The 20,824-nt window shown below is 54.6% G+C and carries 18 protein-coding genes and 6 pseudogenes; 11 read left to right on the top strand and 13 right to left on the bottom strand.

Annotated features, from left to right (window positions below; all coding sequences use genetic code 11):
* Window positions 1-524, top strand: a pseudogene (locus ACFQEV_RS01905) (tyrosine-type recombinase/integrase); the annotation flags it as partial.
* A gap of 147 nt (window positions 525-671) precedes the next feature.
* Here ACFQEV_RS01905 and ACFQEV_RS01900 read toward each other — a convergent pair.
* The 3 genes from ACFQEV_RS01900 to ACFQEV_RS01890 form a co-directional block, all read right to left on the bottom strand.
* A complete protein-coding gene (locus ACFQEV_RS01900) occupies window positions 672-1,286 on the bottom strand; it encodes a class I SAM-dependent methyltransferase (RefSeq protein WP_379692235.1) in 615 nt (204 codons plus the stop codon).
* Between the two features lie 727 nt (window positions 1,287-2,013).
* Window positions 2,014-2,496: a hypothetical protein gene (locus ACFQEV_RS01895; protein ID WP_379692233.1), complete on the bottom strand. Its 483-nt coding sequence runs from the start codon at window positions 2,494-2,496 to the stop codon at window positions 2,014-2,016.
* A 442-nt stretch (window positions 2,497-2,938) separates the two neighbouring features.
* Window positions 2,939-3,220 (bottom strand): hypothetical protein, encoded by a 282-nt coding sequence (locus ACFQEV_RS01890; RefSeq protein WP_379692231.1) that lies wholly within the window; start codon window positions 3,218-3,220, stop codon window positions 2,939-2,941.
* Window positions 3,221-3,344: 124 nt separating this feature from the next.
* Between ACFQEV_RS01890 and ACFQEV_RS01885 the strand changes: the two are divergent.
* Window positions 3,345-3,497: pseudogene (locus ACFQEV_RS01885) on the top strand (type II toxin-antitoxin system RelE family toxin); the annotation flags it as partial.
* Window positions 3,498-3,861: 364 nt separating this feature from the next.
* Here the strand turns inward: ACFQEV_RS01885 and ACFQEV_RS01880 are convergent.
* Both ACFQEV_RS01880 and ACFQEV_RS01875 read right to left on the bottom strand, forming a co-directional pair.
* Window positions 3,862-4,515, bottom strand: a pseudogene (locus tag ACFQEV_RS01880) (hypothetical protein); the annotation flags it as partial.
* Between the two features lie 763 nt (window positions 4,516-5,278).
* Window positions 5,279-6,088 carry a DUF8054 domain-containing protein gene (locus ACFQEV_RS01875; protein ID WP_464391835.1) on the bottom strand — a complete coding sequence of 270 codons (810 nt, stop codon included), beginning with the start codon at window positions 6,086-6,088 and terminating at the stop codon, window positions 5,279-5,281.
* A 209-nt stretch (window positions 6,089-6,297) separates the two neighbouring features.
* Between ACFQEV_RS01875 and ACFQEV_RS01870 the strand changes: the two genes are divergently transcribed.
* The 3 genes from ACFQEV_RS01870 to ACFQEV_RS01860 all read left to right on the top strand — a co-directional run bounded on the left by ACFQEV_RS01870 (window position 6,298) and on the right by ACFQEV_RS01860 (window position 8,000).
* Window positions 6,298-7,134 carry a hypothetical protein gene (locus ACFQEV_RS01870; protein ID WP_379692227.1) on the top strand — a complete coding sequence of 279 codons (837 nt, stop codon included), beginning with the start codon at window positions 6,298-6,300 and terminating at the stop codon, window positions 7,132-7,134.
* Window positions 7,135-7,526: 392 nt separating this feature from the next.
* Window positions 7,527-7,823 (top strand): hypothetical protein, encoded by a 297-nt coding sequence (locus tag ACFQEV_RS01865; protein WP_379692226.1) that lies wholly within the window; start codon window positions 7,527-7,529, stop codon window positions 7,821-7,823.
* Window positions 7,824-7,853: 30 nt separating this feature from the next.
* Complete coding sequence (locus ACFQEV_RS01860) at window positions 7,854-8,000, top strand: helix-turn-helix transcriptional regulator (protein WP_379692323.1); 147 nt, start codon at window positions 7,854-7,856, stop codon at window positions 7,998-8,000.
* 141 nt (window positions 8,001-8,141) lie between these two features.
* Here ACFQEV_RS01860 and ACFQEV_RS01855 read toward each other — a convergent pair.
* The 4 genes and pseudogenes from ACFQEV_RS01855 to ACFQEV_RS01840 form a co-directional block, all read right to left on the bottom strand.
* Window positions 8,142-8,520 (bottom strand): annotated as a pseudogene (locus tag ACFQEV_RS01855) (hypothetical protein); the annotation flags it as partial.
* 3 nt (window positions 8,521-8,523) lie between these two features.
* Window positions 8,524-9,105 (bottom strand): annotated as a pseudogene (locus ACFQEV_RS01850) (DUF7342 family protein).
* A gap of 349 nt (window positions 9,106-9,454) precedes the next feature.
* Window positions 9,455-9,871 carry a hypothetical protein gene (locus tag ACFQEV_RS01845; RefSeq protein WP_379692224.1) on the bottom strand — a complete coding sequence of 139 codons (417 nt, stop codon included), beginning with the start codon at window positions 9,869-9,871 and terminating at the stop codon, window positions 9,455-9,457.
* The gene (locus ACFQEV_RS01840; RefSeq protein WP_379692223.1) at window positions 9,868-10,686 is read right to left on the bottom strand and encodes a ParA family protein; all 819 of its coding nucleotides are present in this window, start codon (window positions 10,684-10,686) and stop codon (window positions 9,868-9,870) included. Before ACFQEV_RS01840 ends, ACFQEV_RS01845 begins: the two co-directional genes overlap by 4 nt.
* A 451-nt stretch (window positions 10,687-11,137) precedes the next feature.
* On the opposite strand from ACFQEV_RS01840, the gene ACFQEV_RS01835 reads away from it, so the two are divergent.
* Both ACFQEV_RS01835 and ACFQEV_RS01830 read left to right on the top strand, forming a co-directional pair.
* Complete coding sequence (locus tag ACFQEV_RS01835) at window positions 11,138-12,025, top strand: DUF8172 family protein (RefSeq protein WP_379692222.1); 888 nt, start codon at window positions 11,138-11,140, stop codon at window positions 12,023-12,025.
* Between the two features lie 911 nt (window positions 12,026-12,936).
* Complete coding sequence (locus ACFQEV_RS01830; protein WP_379692220.1) at window positions 12,937-14,193, top strand: orc1/cdc6 family replication initiation protein; 1,257 nt, start codon at window positions 12,937-12,939, stop codon at window positions 14,191-14,193.
* Between the two features lie 265 nt (window positions 14,194-14,458).
* On the opposite strand, the gene ACFQEV_RS01825 is transcribed toward ACFQEV_RS01830, so the two are convergent.
* Window positions 14,459-14,782 (bottom strand): DUF6788 family protein, encoded by a 324-nt coding sequence (locus ACFQEV_RS01825; protein WP_379692219.1) that lies wholly within the window; start codon window positions 14,780-14,782, stop codon window positions 14,459-14,461.
* 190 nt (window positions 14,783-14,972) lie between these two features.
* Window positions 14,973-15,386 (bottom strand): PadR family transcriptional regulator, encoded by a 414-nt coding sequence (locus ACFQEV_RS01820; RefSeq protein ID WP_379692218.1) that lies wholly within the window; start codon window positions 15,384-15,386, stop codon window positions 14,973-14,975.
* A 128-nt stretch (window positions 15,387-15,514) separates the two neighbouring features.
* On the opposite strand from ACFQEV_RS01820, the pseudogene ACFQEV_RS01815 reads away from it, so the two are divergent.
* Window positions 15,515-15,906, top strand: a pseudogene (locus tag ACFQEV_RS01815) (DUF8170 family protein); the annotation flags it as partial.
* Window positions 15,907-16,171: 265 nt separating this feature from the next.
* Window positions 16,172-17,200 (top strand): potassium channel family protein, encoded by a 1,029-nt coding sequence (locus ACFQEV_RS01810; protein WP_379692216.1) that lies wholly within the window; start codon window positions 16,172-16,174, stop codon window positions 17,198-17,200.
* Window positions 17,201-17,283: 83 nt separating this feature from the next.
* Here the strand turns inward: ACFQEV_RS01810 and ACFQEV_RS19865 are convergent, their stop codons facing one another.
* A complete protein-coding gene (locus tag ACFQEV_RS19865; protein WP_464391838.1) occupies window positions 17,284-17,502 on the bottom strand; it encodes an HVO_A0114 family putative DNA-binding protein in 219 nt (72 codons plus the stop codon).
* 299 nt (window positions 17,503-17,801) lie between these two features.
* The gene (locus ACFQEV_RS01805; RefSeq protein WP_379692214.1) at window positions 17,802-18,434 is read right to left on the bottom strand and encodes a hypothetical protein; all 633 of its coding nucleotides are present in this window, start codon (window positions 18,432-18,434) and stop codon (window positions 17,802-17,804) included.
* A gap of 521 nt (window positions 18,435-18,955) precedes the next feature.
* Between ACFQEV_RS01805 and ACFQEV_RS01800 the strand changes: the two genes are divergently transcribed.
* Both ACFQEV_RS01800 and ACFQEV_RS01795 read left to right on the top strand, forming a co-directional pair.
* Window positions 18,956-19,156, top strand: a complete 201-nt coding sequence (locus ACFQEV_RS01800; protein WP_379692213.1) for a hypothetical protein — start codon at window positions 18,956-18,958, stop codon at window positions 19,154-19,156.
* Between the two features lie 438 nt (window positions 19,157-19,594).
* The coding region (locus ACFQEV_RS01795; RefSeq protein ID WP_379692212.1) for a hypothetical protein at window positions 19,595-20,824 on the top strand (1,230 nt) is incomplete at its 3' end.

Below are 20,824 nucleotides of genomic sequence, written 5' to 3'. Positions count from 1 at the left end.
TAACGTGGAGTCGTGTAGACCGCGAGTCGTGGACGTTCCGAGTCTGGGGGAAATCGCAGTCGTGGGAGGACGTCTCGGTGCTAGAGCAAGCTCGTGACGCTATCGAACGGTGGTACCAGGTACAGGACCCGCCGACCGACGAGTGGCCGGTGTTCCCGACCGCTCACGCGCCCTCGAAGTATGCCGTTGTCCGAGAAGCTCGGGAGGATGTTGAGGAGTTGCTCGCGGATGCTGACGTGGATGCGGTCCTTCAGGAGTACGAGATTGTGCCACCGGCGATTACGACCCACGGTGCCCGGAAGGTACTGGCGCGAATCGCCGAGAACGCCGGTGTTGAGGTAGACGGCGAGGCACCGAAGCTACACGGTGCTCGTCGCGGACTCGGTGACACGCTGTTCCGGAAGGACCGGGGACTCGCATCAGACATCCTACGGCACAGTAGCCTCTCGGTCACGAAACAGGCGTACTCACATATCGACGCTTCTGAGCGGGGGGACGCGGCGAGCGAGCTGCTTGATGAGTAATCCCGGAAGAGGCTATGGGTGGTTCTGGTGAAACCCTCAACGGCTGACAGTAGTAGTGTGCGCGATACAGAGAGTGCATCTCTCACCATGGCTTCGTTTATTTCGCCTCACCAACGCTGAACCAACCGCTAGATAGCGCGTGCCTATTTATCGAGTCGAGAAGAACACCCAACGCCCGCCATCTTCGGTTAACGTGTCGGCGGTTCCCCACTCATCTGCGATAGTGAAACCAGCGTTGCGTAGGTGCTCTCGTGTGGCTTCTGCTCCGGCGATATGCCACTGCATCTCGGTACCGCTCCCGAGCCAATTCGGATTCGACCCACTCCATTCATCGGGGCCTTCGGAGAGGAGCAACCGCCCGTCGGGACGCAAGACGCGCGCGAACTCGTCGATAACCGCTTGATGTTCTTCCAGTGGAATGTGAATCAACGAGTGGTATGCAGTGATTGCATCAAACAGGCTGTCACGGACGGGAAGATTTACCATATCGCCCTGTATGAGCGACGCACGAGGAGCGTTTTCCGTGGCCAACTCCAGTTGTGTACGAGAAAAATCCATCCCGGTTGCGGTCGTCGATGCACTCAACCGGCGGAGGACTGGTGCCCCCTGTCCGCAACCAGCATCGAGAACACGCGCAGACTTCGGAAGCCGTCTGAGAAACTGGTCAAGTATCTCTATCCCGTGACCACCTTCAGACCGTTCTGCGGCATACGTCTCATCTAAGTCATCGTAACTGCGTCGAACAACGTCCTTATCGACCATTCCGATGAGATACTGTCGTATAGTACTTCAATTTTTTATGGAGGTGTTCAATGCGAGCTCTGTACTGAGCGATTTGATTCCATTACTGTGAGTGCCGAGTAGGTGACCGACTCGCGCCCTGTATTCAGCACACTCTCGTCAAACTATCACCAAATGAGTGTTTCAACAGAACCTGAACACCGTATTTCTCCCCGCACGCCGGACACCAGGTAGTGTCGTTCCTGCCCGCCGCACTGTCGCGCGTCGCGTCGAACCGGGTTGTTACACCGTTCGTAACTCATCTCCGTCATGGGGCGCATTCCTCGCCGCGAGAGGCGATTGGAATAGCGGCCGACCGGTCGGCATCAATGCTCCCGACGCGACAGTCGGGGTTCAGGCACCGGAACCATTGTTCCTGGCGCTTCCCACGTTCGCCGCACCGGTGACTCCTCGGTAGTAGAGAAGAGCGAACGTGAAATCCGGACTTTATGCGCGTCCGCAAGGGTACATATGTATGGCCAGGTCAGATCCGTTGGACATCGAGTACCTCACTCACGACCGCGTACGAAGGCTGATCGACATCGTGCAATTCTGCGTGGAGGATATCAGCCAGACGTTCGACCAATGGGACGAACCGCAAATCATCGGCCCTGGACTGTACTTCGCCGTCGTTTCAGGGTATCTGTACGTGAGTACGCTGATTCGATGGGGAAGAGTCGGTGGCCGGTCGAGCGATGTCAAAACGTCCTTACGGTCGAAACAAGTACAGACCCTGTAGAACAAGACCCAAGAAGAATGCACCAGTGCTAATGTGCTTGATGATCCTCAAGATGTGGTCAACTTTCCCTTCCATCTCCGTCAATACTTGCGGTCGTAACCGATCAAGTCGGTTGATCACTTCATACTCTTCGTCCTCGGAGAAGAGCAGGATCTCATTATGGCTTCGACGTGCACGAACAATCGCTTGGCGATCTTTACTAATATCATCTAAGTAACCATATTCTTCGAGAATATCCATTGTATCAGTAAATTCTGAGCCATCGTCTCTGTCTATTCCTCCACCGCGGTCGATACTGTTCAGCCCTTCATAGGCATCTCCGTAGAAAAACGATCGTAGGAACGAACGTGTGAAGTCCCAATCGACAACCCTCCATGATACACCACCGATAGTGAGGAGGAGCCAACTGGCAATATTAATCTGTTCCCACGAAACAAAGAACCAGTCACCCATACTAGTTGACAATAACGGAGCACCTCCAATAAATGTAGACTCATCTCTAGTTCAACAAGAAAAAACCACTTTTTCCCTATTCTGGTAATTTACGTCGAAGCACTACTAGGGTCGATAACTCACTCGGGTTAATGACGAGTGCACTTCTGCGGTGCGAAAAAATTGAGGATGGTGAGATTACGTTTCGACGGGAGAGGAAAACGGTAGAACCACTTCCTGGACGAAACGAGCGAACTCCTCTGAATCTACATTCCGACTCGCTCCTCTCAGTTCTGAGTTGATGAGAGAGTGCAGTCAGCGTCTGTGAACAATCTCGTCTTAATATGTTAGCAGATGATCAGTTAGTAGAAACCCAAACTGCCAAGGTCTACAGTACGGAGTCGTCTCTTTCGGTATCGTGAGTCATAGTTTACAAAGTGAATTGGGTCGCAGGCAGGTGGTTTTACCGCCGCGATCCCGAGGGTTCGGGGCGGTTCAGCGGGCGCCAAGCGTCAGTCGTCGCCCGCGGCGAGCAGTCGCACTCCGGCGGTCGTTGGCCGGGCGCGAGGGGGACGTGGTACTGGCTTCCTGACTGACTGACGCAGAGAAACGTGTCGGGGTCGTCCTCGAACACCGGGACCGTTGGCAGGAGAGTAAGATACTCCTTCACCGCTCGCTCGTCGCGCGGTTCGGGCGAGGTGGTGATAGCGATGCACCTTTCAGCGGTCGTGTCGTATTTTGGCATAGTCTTCTAGTCCTTTTGAGAAGGCCAGTCCCGGCGTCAGGACCACGCCGGGGCGACTTTCGACGCCCAAGGGACCAGCCTTCTACACCCGTTGCTACGACGCCGTTTGGTATAATTCCACGCCGGTGACTTCTGCGTTCTACTCGACCGGGACAAGGACAATGAAGTTCTCTACGCCATCGACGCCTTCGAACGAAAGAACGAGTGTCGAGAACTTGGGAAGTACCGTGAGGTCTGGGGTTCGTGGCGAGATGAACAGGATAATACGAATTCCTGAAAGTCACGAATATCCATTCGACTCCATGTTACCACTTGACATTTATTAAGCCAAAGTGGAGCTCCGATATACCCGAACGCCAAGCACAGACCCCCAATCCCACGAAATCAGCATATTCCCACGTCACACGATTCTAATACACCAAATACCGCTATATAGGATTTCAATATCCTCGCAGAGAAGATTCGGAGGATGGAAAGATTCTGGCCCGATTCCTCCGAGAAGAGACTGAACTATGGCGGCGACAGTAAGCAACAATCCACTACTCACTCGGCACTGCACCAGATCTCCAGAAAATCGGAGCAGAAACGGCTACTGTTGACAGTGTCACCACTCACAACGGGCGACCCGAGATTGATCCTGTTCAGTTGGGAGGTGGAATCCCCGAGGAGACAATCTCGACACACTCTCCACCAGTCAACACTGGTGCATAGTCCATTTCTCCAGTGACAGCAGCGCTAAGCAGAAAGTCAGTGACCCTCCAGATATTGTGGAGGAGGACCGCGAACACAAAGTAAAACAGCCGGACGCGGTAATCCTTCGACGATGTCTTCGCGAGGAAATCGTTCTTGATCGACTTATACCCATTCTCGATCTGCCACCGTGAACTGTACCGACAGCAGACTGCCTCAGCTTCATCCGCGCTCACTCGCATATTTGTCGAGAACACCGTTCTCCCGTTTCCTGACGCCGCGGGGTTGTCATCCCACGGTGGACTCTCTCGAACTGGCTCGATTGCGAGAACAAGAGGAACGTTCCGACCAACGACACACAGTGTAGCGAACTTGAATGCTCTTTCCTCGTGGTTCATTGTCCCGCTTACCATCGGCATTCCATCGACGTCGCCGTAGTATCGAACCGTCGTGATGTCTATCGCTGCGGTGACCGGGCGACGAAACGACGACTTATTCTGGATCGGCCAGAGTAACTGCTCTGTTGCGTTGTGGAACGCGTTGATCAGCCCTCTTGGCTTGAACTGTTTAACTGTCCTCAGATACGTGTCGCCATGTGGTCCGTACATCTTCGTGTCTTCCCTTGACACGGACATCCCAACTCGCGAGCAACCGTCGTCTACGACTTATTCCCCACCGAACCTCTCGGAGACCGTGCCAGCATCAACCATACGCCTTAATCTCCGAACCTCAGCCTAGCCCGTACACAGTATAGATATTCCGTGTGACTCAAACAGCGAATGCGACCACATTATGCATAAGAAGCTCCTACGAGTGGCTCGGTACTGCTTGTAGTCGGCACTGGAATAGAGACTGGTTGACGGTTTTCGAGAACTGGGTCAAGTGGTCAATCATGTCCCGTCTCCGGTGTCTGACGGGCGTAGATTGTCACCCACCGAGATTTGGTCCACTATCTCGGAGCTAAAGTTCTATGCTTAGGTCAATCCAGATCTCATATCGACAAAATATTCTGACCGCGCTGGAACCTAGTATTCCCACTGATGAATTCTATCGTTACAAGAATAGGATTGTAACGCCATATCAACTATATATTCTGTGTCGGGATTCTGAAGTATGTCTATTGAACAAAGCGGCAACATGCATTCGGTCCTCCAATCGATTCGGCGCATCAGGTCTTTATCGAAGACGCCTTTCTCGCACACTCATGCACCATTCAGCCACGAAACCGGCGACCGATCACAGAACCGAGTCGCCCGCGTCACCGCCGACGCAGGCCCGACCATCGAGACCTACACGCTGAGTGAATCTCTTGCCAGTTTACACGGTATATAGCTTGAGCGGACTGATTCGGCTGCTCCAGATCGTCGCCTATGACGATATCATCCCTTCTATTTCGAATAGACGAGCATCACAGTCTTGACAGGCCGAGACGACCACATCATGCGACCGACAGCACGACTCAACGACTTCCTCCTCTACCTGTACGGGACCGTCGCAGTCAGGGCACTGTTCAATGAAGATGCGGAGGCTCATCAGTACGCGCGCGATCTCAGCAGGAGCGAGGTTCTGCCAGTCGGAGAAGCGTTCGCTGAGTTCGGTCGCAGCGGTCACATCGGCGACGGCCGCAGCCTGTGAACCCCATTGTCCAATGACAGCATCGTCGGTATGGGCGACGAACGATTCGCCGTGTTGCTCCACTGTGATTTGGTCGTCTGTAGTCGAGACACCGAGCGCACCCATGAGGTGGTCCTCGCCAAGGTCGTGTGCGCGGGCAGTATGGAGGCGTTCGCGCCATGCTTCCTGAAAGTCCGTGGTGAGACAGAGGTCGATTCCTTCACGACATGGTTCGACCGCACCAGCGTTGAGGAGTATCTGCTCAGGGTCGATCTCGACGGTCTCGTCTGTCATCGCCGCCGTAGTGATATCCTTGTCGAACCATCGGAGGACGCGCTCAGGGAAGTAACGTTTCGTGAGCGTGGGCGTGCCAGGAACGAGATAGCCACGAAGGTAGATAGTTCCGAGAGAGGTGATGAACGCCATACTGCCAAGTCGTCGTGATGTGAGTTTGGCAGCCAGAGCACTGCCTGCTGCCGCGATAGCGATATTGACGGAAGTACATGGGATACAGCGATTCTCGCCGGTATATTCAGGTTGATGAAGGCGATCAATGACTGACATTATAGTAGACTACAGACGTCGTAGGTTTCACTTTATCTGCTGAGCAGTTGCGCGCTATGTGGGCACTGGCTAAGGTGGTGAGTAGAAACCTACTAGGTAAACACTTATCCAGAGGCTGGGCAGATGCTCACCAGTAGGTAGTTGCTCACTGGGGAGGAAATCGCCCACGCAGTAAGGTAAATATGCGGACGAGTGTAGGTCGAACTGCGATGTCCGAAGAACACAGAGTGGACGAAAACGAGGAAGGCACTGACTCGATCAACCGACGCAGCTTCGTCAGGGCTCTCAGCGGAGCGGGAGGGGTTGCTATTACTGGCAGTGTCTCCCCCTCAACAGCGCAGGCCGCTCCCCCTGAGCAATCCCCCTCTAAAAGTAGAGAAGCGATCCCTGTCGACGAGTTGGATCAACTAGCACGCAAGGTCACGGAACAGGAAGATGTCGCAAACATCATGGACGCGACGATGCGAGAGACAGTGCAAACTGGGACAGTAGTAGAAGCGTCTCATAGTAGTTCGGCGAGTGGGGGGATCATTACCCGAAACTCCCCTCAAGTCGCAAAAGAGAACAGTGTGGACGATCTCGCCAAAGACGACATTTTTGTCTCTGGAGTGCGGCATACGCTTGAAAATGGGAACGAAATGACTGCGCTGGCCTATGCAACCGACAATGAGGCGATTTGGTGGAGAGAATTCAGTAAGGTCGAGGGTGGAATAAAAACAAAAGCAACCCGTTGGAAGATTAAGGGTGAAACAGTAGAAGATGCACGTCTTGAGCTTTCACAATTGAGTGCTAACGGAAAGCTGACGAAACCGCAGTCTGATTTCACCACGATGTCGCATTGTTCCGGGTGCTCTGCTATTTCTAGCGGCTGGCTCCATCATAGAAAATGCACGAACTACAATGTCGTTTGTTTATCGGCCTGTTCCGCCTGTGGCACGGTTAAGAGCTGTCTTCCCTGTCTCATAGCTTGTGTAGGCACCTGGTGTGTTTGGTTATTGGAAAGATGTTGCAGGAACTTTGAAAGGACTTGCATAGCTTGTCAATAATATAAGTAGTAAGCCAACGCATGTAGGGACATCTACTCATATGATCTCCCGAATACAACGAACAAGTGATGTAGGATTGTCATTGATCTCAGATTTCTCGTGCCATAGGTCATCGACTTGGTGAGTTCAGCATGCGAGATACACTCTCTTATGAAAATCTCGCATTTCCTGATCCCACACTGCTGACAGGGCACTGTAAGATCGAGCGCTGAAATGATCCCAACAGAACACAATCATTCTGTCGTGGCCATTTAACGAAAGGAAAATACTTAATATATTGTAAATTATATACGTCCCATATCGTGCATTCTATCCAACGAGTTGGTGCAATTGCAATCCTTGGAATCGGCACCCTCCTGATTACGTTTGTCCCAGCAGCACTTGAGTCACGGGTGACCACGGACCTCATTGTGGTGCTCGCCATCGTTGGTGCTGTTCTCATTAGCAGCGGCCGACTCTGGTTCGAGAGGATACTCGCTAGTGAGGGTGATTATGACGAACGGCAGATGGAAATCCGCTATCGATCGGGATGGGTTGTCTTCTGGATCCTCCTGTCGACTATCTGGGCGATTTGGAGTATCGAGTTCTTCACCGATGTGAGACTGCCGGAAGGATGGTTTGCGTTGCTCGGTGTGGGAGGGTTTTTGCTTCAGGGAGCAAGTCAGGTCCTATTCAAACGATGGGTGTGACTGGAGCACCTATGGATAACACACTGAAAGATCTGGCGGGCAAAGCGGGGCCTTACTCAGAAGGAACTGGCAACTGAAGTTGATGTCTCGCGACAGACGATCAATGCAATTGAAGGAAACCGATACGACTCGTCGCTCGAGCTCGGTTTCAAACTGGCGACATACTTTGACTGCTAGATTAAGGATGTATTCAATTTTGATTATAATTGATGCCTACCGGGGCAGTCGTCGGCGCGCGTCATCCGGCGGGTGGTGGGAGACGCCCGCGCGGAACTCGACCACGATTCACGCCCCGTCCAGATGCTCCGCAACATGGCCGGAGGGGGTCTCATGTTCGAATGAGATCCCCCAGCGATCCTCCTCATCGGCGTCAAGTACTGGAAATGCGCCCGTCCAAGATCGGGATGGTCCTCGTCCTGATGCCAGCCAGCGTGAAAGCCCGTGTTCGGGTCGGTATAGTTGATACGGAACCAATCGTGTGGGTCCTGTCGATACCACTTGACGGTCAGTTCCGGCGAATCAGGGCCTGTCGGGGATCCAGGCGAGCTGGATCGAAAATCGCTCGCAGTTGCCTGGCCTCGATATCGTCAGGAACGTGCTCGACGGCCGTGATCTGTGGAATACGGTCGAGGACGTCTCGCTTTAGCTGGGCGTAGAGGTTCGCGTTCGGATCACCACCTGGATGTGGGACCGACATCCGTTAGCTGCTGGCCTCGGCAGGCTCTGTCGTCGGAGCGAGGAAGTCCCATTCGCGGATGGCGAAGCCAACGATCTGGATACGCCGCTGAAGGTGCTCCCACTCGCGGGCAATCTCACGGCGACGGTCTTCCTCGTCAGCGTCGAGGGACTCGTCAGCGAGCGTCCCGCGAAGCTGGTTCGGTGATTCGACATCGAATTCATCCTCCCAGTCGCGGATCTGCGTCTTCATATCGGCGAGACGGCCTGTAAGCTCCTCGACAGTATGCCCGCTGTCTCGAAGTTGTATCGCTTCTTGGATCGCTTGGCGGCGGTAATCAGGGTAATACGTCGTGTGAGTCCCGCTTTCGTCACGATGGAGGATGCCATCGTCGACGAGGCGTTCGAGGACGCGCTTGGTCGGCTCGTGTGACTAGCCCGCTTCGGAGGCGATCCAGTTGGCCGTCCGCGGCTCCGATAGCTGCCGGGCGGTCATCCGCACGCGGTCTTCGCCCGTGGTCTGGCGTTCCATCAGGTCCCCGGAATTCGATTCGTCTTCGGTCATACTACACAGTTCGTGCTTTGTCTCAATATAGATTGATGTCATTAGTCCTATATCGAGCTTGGTCCTTTGCTATCGCCCGACCTCAGCTGAGGAGAACTAGCGTATACTCGGAATCGAGTGAAGTAGCGTCGTGAAGTGGTTGCAGCATTCGTGCTTACTCGACGGTGTCAGGGAGCGTGGACGTGATCGTGATTACAGGCAGAATCCGGATCACTTCCAAAACCAGAGATATCATTGAATTTCTATGTGTAGAATCTCATATGGCCGAGTATCGTACAGTAGAGTATCCGCATATTGTATTCCGCTATATAAATTCTCGGCCGGGACTCCACCAGAGAATTACCCTCGGCACCAAAATCGAGCCAAACTGTAATTCCGGCGCTCACCGCTGCTATTCGTCGCCGAGTTTGGAAAGCCGTGTCCGGATTTCATCAGCATCCGCCTCGGAGAGCGCCTCAAGCCCAAACTGCACAAGGAGCGGGTAGAAATGGCGGTTCTTCTTGAACTCGTCCCGACCGGCTTTTCGGAGTTTCAACTGGGACTCGAGGTACGTATCCTCCATATCACCGAGGATGTCGTCCGGAATGTAGATAGTCCGCCCGTTCCATTCGTCCTTGATATTCGTCTTCGTTTTGTTCGTTTCGTTCGTTCCGTTCGTTTCAATCGTTGCGTTCGATTCAGGCGTTTCAGTCGACGAACGGGGTTCCTCCGGTTCGTTCACCTCACTCACTTCGCTGGAATCGCCCTCATCGTCCTCATCTTCGTAGTTACCCTCGATGCCGGAGGCATCTCCCCAGCCGTCGGTCATGCTTCTACCTCCTGAGGAGCGGGCTTCTCAAACGTCTCGTCGAACAGGTCGGCAATCTCGTTGAACAACTCGCGAGCATCCTCCACGCGCTTATTCTCCTTACCAAAGCCGAAGACGGACACGCCTTCACCGATGGACTGGGAGAGGTCAGTCCGCTTCGGGATTTCGAAGACAGGGAGCGAATACGCCGAGTTGATCTCCTCGATAGTCTTGCGGTGCTCCGCGTTCTGCTCAACACGATTGCAGACAATTGCGAGACGGTTGATGTCACCGTACGCCTGTTCGAGTGAGCCTAGCTGCTTCGCGAAAATCTGGAGGCTGTTTGCGTTGAGTTTCTCGGGGATGACGGGGATGACGACGTTGCCGGTCGCGACGAGGGCGTTATCAGTGAGGACGTTCAGGGAAGGCGGTGTGTCCACGATGATGTAGTCATAGTCCTTGTCGAGTTCGTCGAGTGTCATCCCCAGCCGTTCCCTGCTCTTTGGCGCTTCCAGGAGCGTCTGGATGTTCTTGTTGTTCGCGAGCTTCTCACTCGCGGGGAGGATGTCGAACTCCTCGTGCTCGACGATAATGTCGTTCACCGACTCCATCTGATCGAAATCGAGGACGTCGAATAGCGTTGTGCGGTCGGTGTCGTAGTATAGATCGTTGTAGCCGAGCGAACAGGTGAGTCCTCCGTGATAGTCGATGTCGACCAGGAGGACGTCGTGGTCCCGGGCGGCAAGCGCCCCGCCGGTGTGAATGACGTCGGTCGTCTTCCCCGCGCCTCCCTTCTGATTCGCCACGGTGATTCGTGTGGTGTCTGTGTCGGTCATATCCTTCGTTCCTCTCAATTAATTCGTTTCGTTCGTTTTGCTCGTTCTGTTCGTTCGTTCAGTGAGGTTGTTTCACTCGGTGAGAGGATTACTACGATGTTAAAACCAACTGTTCGTTCCGCTCGTTGAAGATAACTCAATCGTTATCATCACTGCCTTCGTTACGTTCGTTTCCTTCGTTTCAATCAACGAGTCTATGGATTCGACCGTGCGCAAACCAGTTCGTTAGTGGAATTCCGTTCATCACTCTCGTTCGGCTCATCCTATTCGTTCCGTTCGTTTTGTTCGTTCTCATCGTTTCCAGGATGCTGGCTGACCTTTCAGTAATTCCACATCGAAGCATCCCTCAATTTCCCAGATACCTGTAATACCAAGACAAAGCAGTGCCAGGGCCCCAGATAGCACGAACGCCGAGTTGATTTAAGCACGTATCACCAACCCTTCTGCACAGATGACCCGTCTCGTCTACTATCACCATCCCCAAGCCGAGAACTTCTCGCTAAAGTATAGCTCGGCTTCTCAATCTGAGATCCTTTCCCGTCGTAAGGATTCGGACAACGCGACGAAGCTCATCGGCTATCCGTTTGATACCCCCGTCTACGCCCTCTATGAGAGCGACACGGAGATCAAAGACGCAAACGAGATTGACTTCAACCAGAAGTGGCTCAGCGACCGAATCGCCGAGCTCCCCCGTGAGGGGCAAGTCGTCGCGTTTCGATTAGTGGAATTGCTCGAAGCAGCTGTAGACGTGGGAGAAAAAGAAGAGTTCCGCCTCTACAAGGAATTTGAACCACAAAAGATTCGGCAGGTACTCGACCACGTCTCGTGGGGAACACCACTTCCACAGGTCGCCGGCGAGGTGATGTCGAATCTCATTCTCCGACATTCGCTGCCGAATGCGAATCATCGAACGGGGATTGCAATGCTGCAGTTCTGTATCGAGAGTGTAGAGCCAGATTTCGAAATGCCTCGCACTCACCTCGATGATGAAACCTGGCAGGAGTGGGTTGATCCCTATATCGTCGACTCGAAGCGCCTCATCACTGTTCGCCGGAACAACATTCGATTCAAGCAACTGCAAGAGCTTGGCGTCGACCTTGTGGAGCGAAAAGACGGGATTCAGATTCAGTTAGACGAGTTCGAGCTGGATATGCACTGGCGTGACGCACTATCGACGTACGCCACTCGGCACGAAGGCCACTGTACGGAGTTTGCTCGTGCAGTCTTGGAGCGCGCAGAGCGAAACGATCTCCTCAAGAAAGCGGGGCCGACAAAGCAGGAGTTCATCGACTATCTGGAATCTGGGCACATCGAACGGGATTTCAGAGACCTATTTTGATCAGTCGCGAAGCTCTGCGACCGACTGACCGACCTCTCGGACGTGGTCACTTCGCTCGAGGTCAAGTTCCTCAGCGAGGTAGTCGACCGTCTCTTCGAGGCTCATACATGAAGGAAGTGCTCCGAGCAGTATAAACCTAGTGCTGTACTAGCCAGTCCGGCTCGACAGCGGATCGAAGAATCAGAGAAACTCGGAGAGATGGCCCTGCTTTGGGTCGTATTCGAATTCGTAGTCGCCTGCTAGCCCCAGCCCATCGGCGTTGCGGTACTCGGGACTGCCGAGCAAATTGATACAGAGAACTTTCTCGCTCCAGAACCGGTCGTCTTCCCGACTGCCGGCACTTCCACCTGAGTATGTGAACAACGTACTCTCCACGCGGGGAGAGGAAGCTGCCTTCGGGGCAGACGGAATGGCCCGACGCTCCACGGAGGAATCCACTGTTCACGGTGGGGAGGATGTCAAAGAGCCCTTGACTGTTAATGGTGGATTTCGACTGGAATACCGGGAAGGCAACTATGATAGCAGAGAGAAGGCGACCGGTGTTGCCAGTATTGCCAATAATATCGCTGTTTAAGTACCTCTCTCACTCCACTATTGCCAGTAACGAGGAGAGAATGAACGGGAGGGCAGAAACTATCACGCCTCTAGTCTAGTTACTGTTATTTAGACCTACTACAGCTGGCTGAATTTTCGCTAGTGCGGGTCTGGTTGAATGTATATTGTATTAAGAGTGTCGCTATCTAGAGAGGAGGTCGTTGACCCCCTCCAGTTGTTACGAAGGTTTACTGGCAATAGTGGAGTGTGTGTGTTCTATAAGCAGACGCAATACTGGCAGAACTGGTTCTAGTGGTGGGTTAGTGGTGATACTGGAACCCGTGGTTTTATAGCGGTTCTTCGTCTTGAGTCCGAGTATGGGCCGATTCAATCGAGAATCGTTCATCCTCCAGGACAAAGACGTCCTCCGGGATGATTACCAACCAGAGACACTCGAAGAGCGGGACGAAGAACTCGACGAATATGCGGCGGCTCTCCGTCCCGTCATTCAGGGCTGGCAACCGAACAATGTCTTTCTCTATGGCGTTACCGGCGTCGGGAAGACCGCTGCTACGCACGATCTTCTCGAGGAACTGCAGAAATCCGCCGAAGAGTACGATGACGTTGATCTCAACGTTATCGAACTCAACTGTACTGGCTGCACTACTTCTTATCAGGTAGCGGTCAATCTCGTAAACGAGATTCGTTCACCGTCACACCCTCTCACTACTGTCTCATCCTCACGGGAACCGATGAGCGAGACTGGTTACCAACAGAAACGCATTTTCAACGAACTCTACAACGACCTCGAGTCGATTGGAGGGACGATTCTCGTTGTCCTCGACGAAATCGATAATATCGGCTCAGATGACGATATCCTATATGAACTCCCGCGAGCACGGTCTCAGCTGGATCTCGATGTGAAAATCGGTGTTATCGGCATCTCGAACGATTTCAAGTTCCGAGAAAATCTGTCTCCGAAGGTGAAAGATACGCTTTGTGAAGAGGAGATTCTCTTTCCTCCCTATGATGCGAATGAACTGCGAAACATTCTTCGACAACGTGCTGATATCGCACTTCACAGCGATGTTCTTGAGTCAGATGTAATCCCGCTATGTGCGGCGTTCTCGGCACAGGACTCAGGGTCTGCTCGGCAGGCACTCCGTCTATTACGGAAAGCTGCTGACATCGCTGAAAACGAGGCAATGGCCGGTGGCGAGGCGAAGATCACGGAGGAACACGTCCGGGAAGCTGAGCATCAAATTCAGCGCCAGCAGGTTGTCGAAGGAATGCATTCGTTGACCCGTCAAGGTCAATACGTACTACTGACGGTGTGTCAGCTAGCTGCTGAAGGCGAAACTCCTGAACGCACGAAGTTAATCTATCAACGGTATCAGAAGATACTACGGAATCATGGGACTGACCCGCTAAAACGGCGTCGAGTTCATGACCACCTATCGGATCTGAGCTTACACGGTATCTTACGGCTCGTCGATTCGACTGGTGGACGTGGTAACTACAACGAGTACGAGCTAGATGTTTCGCTCTCATCTGCGTTGGATGCGCTCGAGAGTGAATTTGGAGATCTTACTGAGATCCGTGAAACCGCAAAGAGGCATCAAGTTCTGGATTGAGAGGGGTACCATCGAAACCAGTAGTGCCAATACCCTCTCCACCTTTGCCAGTAAAACGCCAACCGACGGTGCCAGTTTCTCCAGTACCCTCTCCGGTATTGCCAGTAACCTCTCTTCTAGTTAACCCGATTGGGTAACACCAGAGCCGTCGTTGCCAGTTTCTTTCAACGGAGCTTCGTCTCCCGATTTTACTGGCAATAGTGGAGTGTCTGACAACACCTCTGAGAAATCGTATCTGCGAAAATTGCGGTAATCTTCGAACGGACTACTCATCGGGGGTGACTGGTCCTTTGTATTTAGACTTAATTTTGTCTCCCTCTCTCCACTGCCAGTAGTAATAGCGATTATCGTTGATTTCTTTGATCGTGATCGTCGCCTTTGCTGGGACGTCGTCCGGAAGATCGTCAGGACGTTCCTTGATGTCGCTCTCGTCCGACTCCGCCTCGAGATGAGCCTCACGCTCCTTGTGTTCGGCCAACGCCTCGGCATAGCGGGCAACGTCCCGGAGGCGTTCCGGTGGAAACCCGTTGAGGGTGTTTACTACCTCTGTCGGAAGGTCCGTCGATGGGCTCGGTGGTTCGTAAGACATTGGGAATTCTCGTGTTAACCAACACGGAACGACGATTCATTCTTTTGTTGGTTAAGACGATGCTAATTTGATCATTTTGAGCCCGTGTATCGGGATCTCGTCTGTAGTACTCTCAGATCGGCTTTACAACTTCTTAACGGGAAAATCCACCAGCCACAGAGTATGATTCTCGCCCGCTACCAGCGGAAGACTACTGCTCTTCAGGACGGGGCGCGTTCTCGTACTTGACCATCTTCTCGGGCTTGTCGGAGATGGTTTCGTAGATCTGTTGAAGCGTCTCCTCAGCGGCGAACAGATTGTGTTCCTCGAGGAATATCCGTCCTTTCTCAGTGAGGCCGTAGAACTTCCAGGGATAGCCCTGTCGGCGCCGGTCGTCGTCGAGTGCGACTTCCCTGACAATGCCGGCGTCGATCAGCTTTTGGATGTGCTTGTAGACGGTGGCATCGCTGACGCTCGGGTTGAGCTCCTCGAGCTCATACATCGAGGGCAACTGCTTGGGGTGCTGAAGGATATTGCTGATGAGCGCGAACCGCGTCTGCTGGGTGACGAAGTGGACGAGCTCGCGCGTTTCCGTCTCTTCCGTAGTCCCCAAGTCAGAACTCATACGATACAGTTCGCACCCTGACGGCATGTAGTTTACCCTTGAGTAAACTACTCTGGAGTAAACTCCGTTCGCATGAACGGGTAAATTACTTCATAAACCCTATCTCCTATTCGAGAGAAGAACTGTCCATGCCCGACGAGGAGTCGCCTATCCCTGCGGAGATCCTCACAAGTGCGAAGGAGAAACTCGACGAGGAGGATATCTCGCTGGCGGACAACGAAGAAATCCTCCACGCCCTCAGTGAGTTGACGCCTGTCTACGAGAACGACCGGTCGTACTTCGTTCTCGGGAACTATGACCGCGAACCGATCCGGAGGTTGAACCTCGTCGTGGATCGTCTCAACCACGCACTGACGCGTACGCCTTCCGGATGGTCGATATCTGAGGTGAGTGGGACAACAGCATCCAGAAGTTCTGCCTGATCGCTGATCTCGTAACGTCTCTCGTTGGTGTCGCCGAGAAGGAACTGAACGACTTCCTCGTCGAACAGGGACTGCTCGTTGGCACGACTGAATACTTCCCCGTCCAGTCGCTCATGAGTTCAACATCCCCTGAACATATGTACCTCGTACTTCATCCTGGTGAATATGGACGAGAGAGACGATACTGAGCATATACACGGCGCGTTCGTGCTGACGCAGGGTGAGTGCCGCCCGTCGGTACCGTACAACCGGAAGGGACGTAAATGAGGCAAGTACTCTTAACGCCCTCTGGGCCGTGGAATCATCCACGTGTTGATCGGTACGTTTGTCCCGCCCAGTTCGGTTGCAGGGATCCACGTAAGTTTGGAATCGCTCGTTCCGTTGCAGGCAGTAGAGGGCGTACGACTCCTCTACTTGCTGGTTGGCATCAGTCTTCTCACAGTCGTAATAACGGATCTCCTTTGGACGATACTGTGGACGAACGGCGGTGCAGGCCCACTTACTTCACCGCTGATGAGGTGGACGTGGCGCGGACTCAGGACGGTAGACAATGGGAAGTCCCGAGTGCTCACCCTGTCCGGCCCGCTCGTCCTCTCGCTCACACTCGGGATGTGGATCGTCCTGCTCTGGGCGGGGTGGACGTTCCTCTTCGCAAGTGATGCGACCGCGCTCAATTACACACGCGGCCCGAGTCCCGTAAAGTGGGTTGGACGGGGGTATTTCGTCGCGTACACCCTGTTCACGATGGGGAACGGCGACTTCAGCCCGACGAATCCAGTCTGGCGGACAGTTACTGCACTTACGAACGCGAGTGGGATGATTTTGATCACGCTGGTCGTGACGTACGTCATCTCCGTCCTGCGAGGCGTCGTCAACAAGCAATCGTTCGCGAGTAGCGTTCTCGGGGTGGGCGAGACGAGCGAGGCGTTCGTCCGGACAGGGTGGAACGGCGACCACCTCCAGCAACACGACCTCCCGATAGAGTCGTTTGCGTCGAGTCTGAGTACCCTCGCTGCCCAGCACAAGGCGTATCCAGTCCTCCATTACTACCGTAGCAAACGAGCACAACGTGCGGCACCGGTGGCAGTTGCCGTCTTCAGCGACGCAGTAACCATCCTCCATTCCGGCATCGACTCCGAACAACGCCCGAATGAACCCGTCCTCGAAACGGCGCAGTCGAGTGTCCAAGACTACGTGCAGACGGCCATGAGTCCGCCCGCCGATCAGACGCCGCCACGACCAGACCTTGATCGCCTCCGTGACGCGTATATCCCACTTGTTCCCGACGAGGAATTCGACGAGGAGTTAGAGAGCTTGTCGGAACGACGCCGGGAACTGCTGGGTGTGGTCGAAAATCAGGAGTGGCAATGGCCGTCAGAGCAACAGCAGTAAGCGACACGATTCCTCGGCGATTGTTCCGTTGGCTAGCTGTGTGCCGTTTATCCGTGAATTCTGGCAGGTACAGTCATTAGCCATCATGTTGTTGGATTCGATGTTTCGGGAAGAGAAACGCCGGGGAGCGAGGGGACGTTGAGATCCACCCGACGGAGGACGGGTTTCTTGCGTTGGCCATGCTCTTCGAACTCAACGACGCCCAACATTTCAAGTTCTTCGAGATTTCGGTGCACATCACGATAGTCGCGGTCGACGGTGGCCGCTGCTTGCCGGATACTCTCAGGGCGTTCGGAGACAATCTCAAAATCCTATCTGTGTGAGCGAGAAGTGCCGAAATTCACCGCATTCGGGCGGTTGTTCACTTCATGCTGTGGTGTCGTTGGAGAAAAAAATCCGGCAAAACGCCGACGTATATTACCTCGTCATTTCTGACAGATCGGCTGCGTATCAACTACGCGTATTGTTCCTCCATGGGGTATTTTTGCAGGGTGAACCGGACAACCCCATGCAGTGGGGGATCTGGCATCAACCCCATAGCACCTGACGGGACGCCGCTCTCTCTGGGGAGCGTTGGTTAACCCCGTTGGTTAAGAGACGGTCACTCACCGTCGTCGGGAGGATGCGACGCATCCTCCCCACCCCCGTCCTCGGCGTGTTCGCGACTCCGCTTTTCCATCCACGCCTCCGCGTGCTCATCGCCCGATATCAGCCCCGCGGTGAGCAACTGGGTCAACTGTTCGCGGGAGAGTGACGCCAAATCCTCACGGTCGGCTAGCGTCTCCAAATCCTCGGCGCGGTCGACGTCAATTGAAACGTTGACGTCGTTGTACGACACGCCCATGCGCGTCAGTGCGCGCCTAATTCCCTCCTCGATGTCGAGGGCGGTGAGCCACCCGTCGGACTGCCCCTCCCCCGCCACCTCGCCCTCGCGGTGGTACAGATAGAGCAACGTCGCCAGGCTATACATCCGCGCGTTGAGCGGCGGCGTTGTCCCCGAGTTTGACTCATACCCGTCGGGTTCGCTGAGTGCTTCGTCGAGGTCGTCGAGGGACATTTCGTTCACGATCACCGCGAGGTCGAATATGCTAACCTGTAGACGGTCACGAATTCGTCCCCGAAGCATCCGTTCGGTTGCACCTTCGACCTCGCGCTCTCCTGTCAGATACTCTCGCTGTGCGGTGGTGAGTATCGCCGCCGGGGGGTCGTCGAGATATGATTGATTCTCTACCATATAGGATCTGATACGGTGAATCATTTCATGCGAAGGGTTTAAGGTTACCGCTGTGATACGGAGAGGTAACGGATGGCACGAAAACCACCTCAAACCGATCGGACACGCCTTCCGCTTCGCTCGGAAACCCGCGACGACATTCTCCGTCCCCTTCTTCGAGGAGGCGAGACGTGGGACTCGTTGCTCAGGAAAATGGCCGAGCAGTACGATCCCGACGCGGCCGCGCGACGCGAGGCTTAACTCCGCGGACTGGGTTGTAGGGGCACGGCTACGGAGGATAGGCACACACGCCGCCGGGGACACCCTGCCAAGAGTTCCCCCGGCCGGCGTGCGAAGACCGCAACGATGCCGGTCACCAACCGGCTGCGGACGCGCGAAGGTGTGGGTTCACCCCCGCGTAGACGATGATAGTACGTCTGGTATACCTATGCGCTGCATGGGGATATATCTTGGCGTTTACCCTTCGTCTACTCCTTCCCGTCTGCCGTTTTCCTCCGCGAAAGTGGGGCTAGATCCCCGATATGAAACAAGCGATCTTTGAACGCGACGAGAAAAACGACGAAAACAACGACGGCGGCGACGGCGAGAAGGGCGTCGAGACGTGCGGTGTTCGTGACTGTCAGCCAACGACGGAACTCAAGCCCGTCTATTCCATAGACGGGCGCGAAGGTCAGACACTCTGTAGATATCACCGGAAGCACTACCAGGGGTGTTCCTCGTGAGCACACTTGCACGAGAGGAGCGGCCTCACCTTAGCGGTATCTCGGCGGCGAGTATGTCAAATATGATAGACAGTCATGAATCCCCACGGAAGAGGGAGGGATTTGGTCGAGTAGTTGGTCGATTTGGTCCCGTTTGGTCGGGTTCGACCAAATCGAAATCGCCACACAGCGGAGAAGTAAAAGAATATTTGGCCGATTTGGTCGATTCTCTGAGGAGGGGGGAGTGTGTGAGATACATTCCGCGAATCGCGGACGTCCGCTCGCACGTCCCTCCCCTCTCACAGATTGGACCAAATCGACCAAATTTCCTCTTACCCCGCCGCAGCATGGCGATTTCGATTTGGTCGAACCCGACCAAACGCCGACCAACTGCCGACCAACTGCCGACCAACTGCCGACCAATCGCCTTTCCCGTGTGGTCAAGGGGGGTGTCTCGGCATGAGTTGGGATCCTGACCAGTTGGAGACGCTGAAGGAGATGGTCCAGTGGGTGTGCTGGGGCTACCGGAAGCGCGACGGGAAAGACACGAAGCCACCGCTCTCTCCCGTCGAGGGTCATACGTTCGCAAAGAGTAACGACCCGAAGACGTGGGGGACCTACGAGGAGGCCGTCGAGTACCACGAACGGGAGGACACTAACACCGAGGGTATCGGGTTCATGCTCTCCGAACAGGACGTTATCGCCGCTCTCGACTTGGACGGGTGTGTCCACCCAGAGACAAAGGAGATTGAACCGTGGGCGGAGGACATCGTCGCCCGCGCAGACAGTTACACCGAATTTTCCCCGAGTATTACCGGCCTCCGCATCTTCGTCGTGGGCATTCTCCCCGGCGGCCGGAACAAGCGGAAGCAGGAGCGGACGCTCGACATGCCGGAGTGGGTCGTCGAGGAGAAGAACGCCGAGGTTGAGATGTACGACGACGTTCGGTACATGACTTACACCGGGGACCAACTCCCGGACACTCCCGACGACGTTCAGAAGCGCGCGAACGCCATCAAGGAGATTCACGCGGAGTATGTGGCCGACGACGAAGCGGACACGTCTCCGCCCGCACAGGCGGCCTCCCCGAACTCCGTTGACGTGTCGGCAGACGACAGCACCGAGTACACGAACGAGTTCGGAACGACGCTCGAACAGGTGCGTGAGTGGGACAACAAACTGAACAACCTTCTCACGCACCTCGAACCGGGGTTCCCGCTTCCGAACGACGACGACAGTCCGAGTGGATACGACTACTCGGCAGTCGCTAAACTCCTGTTCTGGCGGTTCGACGACCGCGACATAGCCAACATCCTCCGCCGGTACCGGAACCGCGACAAACTCGACCGCGACGACTACCTCCAGAGAACGATCGCAAACGCGCAGCGTAAGGTGACGGACCGGTGTGACCCACCACAGGACCGGAGTCCGTCGAAGATGCCACCGTCGGAGGCGAAGGTGGCCCTCGAAGCGATGCTCTCCCTGTACGAGGACGACCCGGACCGGGAAATGCAGCACCGGGAGAAGATATGGGAGTGCGTGGTGAAAATCGACGCGGACGACGTAGAGAACTTCGTCCCGCGCGTGGCCGACGTGCTCGACACGCGGGAGTACGCCGTCCAGAATCACCGTACGTTAGCGCGCCACGAAGAGGAGAACGGGCCGGTCGTCGTCGAGGACGGCAAGACG

The organism is Halopelagius fulvigenes, from assembly GCF_042662625.1.
Classification (GTDB): domain Archaea; phylum Halobacteriota; class Halobacteria; order Halobacteriales; family Haloferacaceae; genus Halopelagius; species Halopelagius fulvigenes.
Note: the sequence above shows the minus strand (reverse complement) of the source record. Positions and strands in the feature narration are given on the sequence as shown.

Coding starts and splice junctions, on each gene's coding strand:
- ACFQEV_RS01900 (WP_379692235.1), bottom strand. CDS start 1,286: ATGGTCGATAAGGACGTTGTTCGACGCAGTTACGATGACTTAGATGAG.
- ACFQEV_RS01895 (WP_379692233.1), bottom strand. CDS start 2,496: ATGGGTGACTGGTTCTTTGTTTCGTGGGAACAGATTAATATTGCCAGT.
- ACFQEV_RS01890 (WP_379692231.1), bottom strand. CDS start 3,220: ATGCCAAAATACGACACGACCGCTGAAAGGTGCATCGCTATCACCACC.
- ACFQEV_RS01875 (WP_464391835.1), bottom strand. CDS start 6,088: ATGTCAGTCATTGATCGCCTTCATCAACCTGAATATACCGGCGAGAAT.
- ACFQEV_RS01870 (WP_379692227.1), top strand. CDS start 6,298: ATGTCCGAAGAACACAGAGTGGACGAAAACGAGGAAGGCACTGACTCG.
- ACFQEV_RS01845 (WP_379692224.1), bottom strand. CDS start 9,871: ATGACCGACGGCTGGGGAGATGCCTCCGGCATCGAGGGTAACTACGAA.
- ACFQEV_RS01840 (WP_379692223.1), bottom strand. CDS start 10,686: ATGACCGACACAGACACCACACGAATCACCGTGGCGAATCAGAAGGGA.
- ACFQEV_RS01835 (WP_379692222.1), top strand. CDS start 11,138: ATGACCCGTCTCGTCTACTATCACCATCCCCAAGCCGAGAACTTCTCG.
- ACFQEV_RS01830 (WP_379692220.1), top strand. CDS start 12,937: ATGGGCCGATTCAATCGAGAATCGTTCATCCTCCAGGACAAAGACGTC.
- ACFQEV_RS01825 (WP_379692219.1), bottom strand. CDS start 14,782: ATGTCTTACGAACCACCGAGCCCATCGACGGACCTTCCGACAGAGGTA.
- ACFQEV_RS01820 (WP_379692218.1), bottom strand. CDS start 15,386: ATGAGTTCTGACTTGGGGACTACGGAAGAGACGGAAACGCGCGAGCTC.
- ACFQEV_RS01805 (WP_379692214.1), bottom strand. CDS start 18,434: ATGGTAGAGAATCAATCATATCTCGACGACCCCCCGGCGGCGATACTC.
- ACFQEV_RS01800 (WP_379692213.1), top strand. CDS start 18,956: ATGAAACAAGCGATCTTTGAACGCGACGAGAAAAACGACGAAAACAAC.